This is a genomic window from Pseudomonas sp. Sample_9, assembly GCF_004307535.1.
Taxonomy (GTDB): Bacteria; Pseudomonadota; Gammaproteobacteria; order Pseudomonadales; family Pseudomonadaceae; genus Aquipseudomonas; species Aquipseudomonas mercuritolerans.
In genome coordinates this window covers 1-6,326 of record NZ_RAZO01000232.1, presented here as the reverse complement: position 1 = coordinate 6,326, position 6,326 = coordinate 1, and the positions used below count along the sequence as shown (strand labels likewise).

The window sequence follows — 6,326 nt, the reverse complement described above, 5'->3', positions numbered from 1 at the left end:
GTTACCTTTTTGGCGTTTGAAAAAGGTGACCCGCCGTAAGGGCGGAACCGTAATCCGCAACACCCGCAGAAACGGATATTCACCCAAAACCCCAAGAGCCTGGTCGGCCCAAAGGCCGCCAAGCCCCCCCCTAGACCCGAGCCTGACTCTTACTCCAATCCGTCAAAAGACTATAAGCCACCGCCAACAAAGTAGGCCCAATAAACAACCCGATAAAGCCAAACGCAATCAACCCGCCAAACACCCCGAGCAACACAATCACCAACGGCAGATTCCCGCCACGGCTGATCAGATACGGCTTGAGCACATTGTCCACGCCACTGATGATGAACGTCCCCCAGATCCCGAGAAAGATCGCCATCCCGTACTCGCCCTTCCACACCAGCCAAGCCGTGGCCGGCACCCACACCAGCGGTGGCCCCATCGGAATCAGACTCAACATAAACGTGACGATCCCCAGCACCAGCGCCCCAGGGACCCCGGCAATCAAAAAGCCGATCAACGCCAGCACCGCCTGCGCCGCCGCCGTACCAATCACACCGTTGACCACCCGCTGCACCGTCCCCGCCACCAATTCGATGTAATAACCGGCACGATCGCCAATCAAGCGCTGCAACAGACTGTGCACAAACGCCGCCAGTCGTGGCCCGTCACGGTAGAAAAAGAACACGAACACCAGGCTCAGCGTCAGCTCGAGAATCCCGCCGCCGATCTGCGCACTGCGCGCCAGCAGCCAGTTACCGACCTGGCCCAGATACGGCTTGATCGAGACCATCAACGCCGCGCCCTGCTGATCGATGCTGTCCCACATCGCCACCAGTCGCTCACCAACCAATGGCACGCTGCCAAGCCAAGTGGGCGCTTCCGGCAAACCGTCGACCTGCACGTCCTTGATGAAGGCCGTGGCATCGCGCACATGATCGGCGAGGTTGAAACCCAGCCACACCAGCGGCGCCGCGACCAGCAACATCCAGCCCAGTGTCAGGATCAACGCGGCCAGCGATTCGCGGCCATTGAGCGCACGGGTCAGCAAACGCATCAGCGGCCAACTGGCGAACGCCAGCACCGCGCCCCAGAACAGCGCCGACCAGAACGGCGCCATCACCCACAGGCTGGCACCAAACAACACCAGCAGCAGAATCTGCACCAGCAGGCGATCGTTATTGAGCATGGAAAGTCCCGGCAAAGTCAGTCAGCGAAAGAGTAGGCGAACACTGCGTGCGTGCTCGCCCGGCACAGCTTATCGCAACAGGTCGATGCGCAGGCCAGAGCCTTCGAGATTGCCGGTTTCCATCCGGGCCGCCCGCACACCCTGAGTCATCAACGCCTGGCGCCAGGCTTCGGCCTTGGGCCCGGAAACCGTGACCCGCAAGGTCGTGTCGAGATTCAGGCCACGGGAAATCAGGCGCAGCCAGGTAGCATCCGGCTCATCGACCAGTTTCGGCAAATCCAGCTCGCCGGTGCTTTTCAGCTGGCGCAGCAGGGTCGCCGAGGTCGGCAGCAGTTCGCCCAACGGCGCAGTCGCCTCGAACTGCTCGACATGCAGATAGGCTTTACGATTGCCTCGAGTGATGCTGTAGAGCGCCACCAGCGTGTTGTCCTTTGGCGCCGCCAGCCTGAGCAACAGATAAGCCTGTTGTTCGTCAGAGCCATACAGCTTGGCGTTGCCGAACACTTCGTTGGCCCACAGGCTGCTTTCGCCGCAATCGCGGGCCTGGCACCAGAACAGCAACTCGGCGTCCTGCTGTTGCAGGGCTTCGCGGGCGGCGGTGAAGGCTTCGGTGGCGGAATGTTCCGGCGGCAACTCGTAGGTCACCGAGGTGGTCTGGCCGCGGGCGGTGACCTGGCCGTCATAACGCAACTGGCCGCTGATCTTGCGGATCGAACCCAGCGGGTAGATGCGCTCCAGCTCGGCGGCCGGGCGATAGTCGACAATCTGTGCGTCGGCCAGACGCGGCACGATTTGCAGATCCTGGCTGCCCGGCACATCGGCAGCGAAGGACAAGGAGCTGAAGCAGCACAGCGCGAATAGACTGAGTGGCCGCATAGTCAGGCTCACCGGACGGTCATGGCTGGGCGGGTCGGGGTCGCAGCGGTATAGAAATCCATCGAGTTTGTCTCCTGTTTCAACCCGCCCAGCCTCGGCAGTTGCCGGTAGCAAGTCAAGGCATGGCGAAGAAGCGATTGAAACAGTCTGCTACAAGACCTGCGCCAGCCTCGTCATTCAGGTGCAGATGATGCCCGCCCGGCAACTGTTCGTGGCTGAAGGGTAGACGCTTCAGCAACTCCGGATGCCTGGCCAGCATGCCATCCGCCGCGACCACCAGATGGGCCGGGCAACCGACGCGCGAGGCAAACGCCATTGCCTGTTCTTCCGTCAGGCGCAGCGGCGATGGCAGGGTCAGGCGATTGTCGGTGCGCCAGGTGTAACCGCCGGGCACCGGCATCAAACCGCGCTGGGCCAACAGTTCGGCAGCCTCACGACTGACTGCCACCAGACCTTTCATCCGCGCCTCGATGGCACGCTCGAGGCTGCTGTAGACCGGTTTGCGCTTTTCCCGCAGATCGAGTTGCGCTTGCAGGGCCATGCCCATGCGCTCTGCGGCGTTTTCGCCTTTGTCTGTCGGAGGAATCACGCCATCGATCAGGGCCAGATGACTGATGCGCTCGGGCAGCGAACCGGCCAGCACCATCGAGACAATCGCGCCCATCGAATGCCCGAGCAGGCCGAAACGCTTCCAGCCCAGCTGCTCGGCGACTTGCAGCACATCATGGGCGTAGTCCCACAGGGCATAACCGGCGCCGTTCGGCCGATGCGCGGAATGACCGTGGCCGGCCATGTCCAGCGCGACGATACGCAAACCGTGGAGCTTGGGCGCCAGCCGCGCGAAGCTGTTGGCGTTGTCGAGCCAACCGTGCAACGCGATCACCGGCAAGCCGTCCTCGGGGCCGAACAGATGCGCGGCCAACTCGATATGCGGCAGGTTCAGGCGCACTTCTTCGCAGGTCGGGCTCATGCGCAATCCTTGTTCTGGCGCTGCTCCCAGCGCATGAACAGACTCTTGAGCAGCCGTGCCGTATCTTGCGGGCGCTCAAGCGGGAACATATGCCCCCCGGGCATGCTCAGCGCCTCACCCTGCGGCAGGCGCGAGACGAAACGGCTGTGATGGCGCATGACTACGCGGCTCTTGTGCCCGCGCACCATGGCCAGTGGCACCTGCAACTGGCGGGTGCGCCCCGGACTGGTGTGCGGCACGCCGCGATAAATGCTGATTTCCGTGGCTGGGTCGAAACGCAGACGCAGCTTGTCGTCGACCTGATGCAAACCGTGTTGCAGGTAGGCATCGAAGCATTCCGGATCGAAGCCGCGAAACAGGGTCTTGCCGGAAAAGTAACTGCGTGCACTGTCGAGATCGGCGAATTCTTCACGGCGCCCGAGGGTGCGCCCGGCCGGGGTCAGCCGGTCGATGAAACCAAAGCGCTTGGCCGCGCGAATCACCCACTGATCGGTGCGGGTCAGCACCGGTGAGTCGAGCATGACCACGCCGCGATACAGCTCGGGACAGCGCAACGCCGCGTGCAAGTGCAGCAGACCGCCAAAGGAGTGGCCGACGCCCCATACCGGCTGTTCCTGCTGCTCCAGGTGATGGATCAGTTCATCGACCAGGTTGTACCAGTTGTCGTCCGCCGGAAAACGTGGGTCATGGGCGTGCTGCTCCAGATGCACGACCCGATACTCCGGCGCCAGCGCCGCGAACAACTTGCCATAGGTCCCCGAAGGGAAGCCGTTGGCGTGGGCGAAAAAGATCGGTTGCGACATGCGGGCAAATCCATGAGCGGGAATCGTGGCGTTGATTGTCCGCAAGAGCCGGCGTCGCAGCAATGACTGTAAGTGCCAGGAATGATGACAGTCCGGTCAGGGTGATGTGTATCAGCGAGACCGCTGCCCCCTCACCCCAGCCCTCTCCCCCAAGGGGGCGAGGGGGAAAGGGAGCAGATCGGGGGAGTGTCCGGGACCTGAGCTCGACTCGAACTATCAGGTCGACGAGGATCGCGAAAACCACACGGTAGGCCCCCTCTCCCTCTGGGAGAGGGCTGGGGTGAGGGCTCGTCCTGACGGAACCCGATAAATGTCAACGCAGCGGCGGCTGTTCCCCCAGCGGCACCACCGCCATGGTCAGGCGCGACACGCAACTGGCCTTGCCTTCATCGCTGGTCAAACGGATGTCCCAGACATGCGTGGTGCGCCCGATATGGATCGGCGTGGCCACCGCCGTCACCCTTCCGCTACGCAAGCCGCGCAAGTGATTGGCGTTGATCTCCAGGCCGACGCAATAGAATTTACTGGCATCGATGCACAGATAACTGGCCATCGAACCCACGGTTTCCGCCAGCACCACCGATGCGCCGCCATGCAGCAGGCCGTAAGGCTGGTGGGTGCGATGGTCGATGACCATGCTCGCGGTCAGCGACTGTTCGTCGAAGGCTTCGAAGCGAATATCCAGCACTTCGCCAATGGTGTTCTTCTGGATTGCGTTCAACTGTTCGATGTCGGGAGTAGTACGCCACAAGCTCATCGCAGACTTCCTTTGTTGTTGTAATCGATGCTCAATCCTGCCACAGCACCGCCTCGCTGCGCGCGCTCCATTCTTCGAAGCGTGCACCGTAGCGGTCTTCGATGACGTTGCGTTTGATTTTCAGAGTCGGCGTGAGGAAGCCGTTATCCACCGCCCAGTTGTCCTTGACCACCACCAGCCGGCGCAGGCGTTCGTGCTTGTCGAGGGCGGCGTTGACCTCCTCCAGCAGCTTTTCCAGGCTCGCGTGCAGACTGGCACGAGGCTCTTGCTGATTGACCGTCGACAGCACGCACAACCCCAGCGGTGCACTCAGGCCATCGCCGACCACGCACACCTGTTCGATGCGTGAATGCACGGCCAGACGGTTTTCGATCGGCGCCGGCGCGACGTATTTGCCCTTGCTGGTCTTGAAGATTTCCTTGAGCCGGCCGGTCAGGCGCAGACGCCCTTCGCTGTCCTGCTCGCCCTTGTCGCCGGTGCGCAGAAAGCCGTCTGCGGTGAGGGTCTCGGCGGTTTTCTGCGGTTCCTTGAAATAGCCGAGCATGTTGGCCTGACTGCGCACCTGCACCTCGCCGGACTCATCGATGCGCACCTCGACTTCAGGGCACGGCTGGCCAATCCAGCCTTGCTTGTATCGCCCCGGCAGGCAGATATGCGAATAGCCGCAGCCCTCGGTCATGCCGTACACCTCCAGCACATCGAGGCCGAGTTTCTGATACCAGGCGAGCAAGGTCTGCGGCACCGGCGCGGCGCCGGACAACGCCACGCGCAAGGCATCCAGGCCGAGCCCGGCCAGCACTTTGTGCCCGACCCGCTTGCCGATGAAGGGCAGGCCGAGGAGAAAATCCAGGCGCTGCGCCGGAATCTTGCTGTACACGCCCATCTGGAATTTGGTCCAGATACGCGGCACGCCAAACATTGCCGTCGGCCGCGCGCGTTGCAGATCGGTGATGAAAGTCTCGAGGCTTTCGGCGAAGAACACTGTCTGCCCGGTATAGATCGACGCCAACTCGACAAACATGCGCTCGGCGACGTGGCACAGCGGTAGATACGACAGCAGCCGATCATTCTCATTGAGCCCGAACAGCTGCGTGCCACGACTGGTGGCGAAACCGAGATTGGCGAAACTGTGCATCACGCCTTTGGGCAGGCCGGTGGTGCCGGAGGTGTAGATGATCGTCGCCAGTTGTTCGGCGGCGGGGCGTGGATCGTCCTGGATTGGCGAACAGCTCTGCAGGTCCGCCCAGCTGTAATCGAACTCGCCTGGCGGATGCAGCGGCAGGCTGATGGTCGGCAGGCCCGCCGGCACGCCCTGCGACATGCCCGCCCAGTCATCCAGTTTGCCGATGAACGCCAGCGCACTTTCCGAATGAGTCAGCACCTGCGCCACGGATTCAGCGGTGAGATTGGGGTACAGCGGCACCGACACATGCCCGGCCATCCAGATCGCCAGGTCGGCGATGATCCAGTGCGCGCAGTTTTTCGAGATCAGCGCGATGTGGCTGCCGGGCGGTAACTCCCGCGCGCGCAACCAGTGCGCCGCACAGCGGGCCTGATGGCCGACATCGGCCCACGTCAACGTCTCGACCTGCCCGCCACCGATCGGCTGCACCAGAAAGCGCTGGCGCGGGTGCCGGGCTTCCCGTTCGTAGAACACGTCCAGCGGCAAACGGAAGGCGGCAGACATGCGACTCGCTCCTGTTTTTTTGGTCTGGAGCAAGCGTAGTCAACCAAGCAAGTGCTTGGTTG

At 62.6% G+C, this 6,326-nt stretch carries 6 protein-coding genes; all 6 read right to left on the bottom strand.

All coding sequences use genetic code 11. The features are described 5' to 3' along the window. Nucleotides 1–130 precede the first annotated feature (130 nt). The 6 genes from D6877_RS13465 to D6877_RS13440 all read right to left on the bottom strand — a co-directional run bounded on the left by D6877_RS13465 (nucleotide 131) and on the right by D6877_RS13440 (nucleotide 6,264). Nucleotides 131–1,171, bottom strand: a complete 1,041-nt coding sequence (locus D6877_RS13465; RefSeq protein ID WP_071173244.1) for an AI-2E family transporter — start codon at nucleotides 1,169–1,171, stop codon at nucleotides 131–133. A 69-nt stretch (nucleotides 1,172–1,240) separates the two neighbouring features. Next, nucleotides 1,241–2,047, bottom strand: coding sequence for a DUF4892 domain-containing protein (locus D6877_RS13460; protein WP_130911110.1), 807 nt, complete (start codon nucleotides 2,045–2,047; stop codon nucleotides 1,241–1,243). Nucleotides 2,048–2,162: 115 nt separating this feature from the next. After that, nucleotides 2,163–3,017, bottom strand: a complete 855-nt coding sequence (locus tag D6877_RS13455; protein ID WP_130911109.1) for an alpha/beta hydrolase — start codon at nucleotides 3,015–3,017, stop codon at nucleotides 2,163–2,165. Next, entirely contained in the window at nucleotides 3,014–3,820 is an 807-nt protein-coding gene (locus tag D6877_RS13450; protein ID WP_130911108.1) for an alpha/beta hydrolase, read from the bottom strand. Before D6877_RS13450 ends, D6877_RS13455 begins: the two co-directional genes overlap by 4 nt. A 313-nt stretch (nucleotides 3,821–4,133) precedes the next feature. After that, a complete protein-coding gene (locus D6877_RS13445; protein WP_016773655.1) occupies nucleotides 4,134–4,577 on the bottom strand; it encodes a hotdog fold thioesterase in 444 nt (147 codons plus the stop codon). 31 nt (nucleotides 4,578–4,608) lie between these two features. Continuing rightward, nucleotides 4,609–6,264 (bottom strand): AMP-binding protein, encoded by a 1,656-nt coding sequence (locus tag D6877_RS13440; protein ID WP_130911107.1) that lies wholly within the window; start codon nucleotides 6,262–6,264, stop codon nucleotides 4,609–4,611. Between the last annotated feature and the right edge of the window lie 62 nt (nucleotides 6,265–6,326).

Excerpts from the sequence above, each read along its gene's own strand:
- D6877_RS13465 (WP_071173244.1), bottom strand. The coding sequence starts at position 1,171 with ATGCTCAATAACGATCGCCTGCTGGTGCAGATTCTGCTGCTGGTGTTG.
- D6877_RS13460 (WP_130911110.1), bottom strand. The coding sequence starts at position 2,047 with ATGCGGCCACTCAGTCTATTCGCGCTGTGCTGCTTCAGCTCCTTGTCC.
- D6877_RS13455 (WP_130911109.1), bottom strand. The coding sequence starts at position 3,017 with ATGAGCCCGACCTGCGAAGAAGTGCGCCTGAACCTGCCGCATATCGAG.
- D6877_RS13450 (WP_130911108.1), bottom strand. The coding sequence starts at position 3,820 with ATGTCGCAACCGATCTTTTTCGCCCACGCCAACGGCTTCCCTTCGGGG.
- D6877_RS13445 (WP_016773655.1), bottom strand. The coding sequence starts at position 4,577 with ATGAGCTTGTGGCGTACTACTCCCGACATCGAACAGTTGAACGCAATC.
- D6877_RS13440 (WP_130911107.1), bottom strand. The coding sequence starts at position 6,264 with ATGTCTGCCGCCTTCCGTTTGCCGCTGGACGTGTTCTACGAACGGGAA.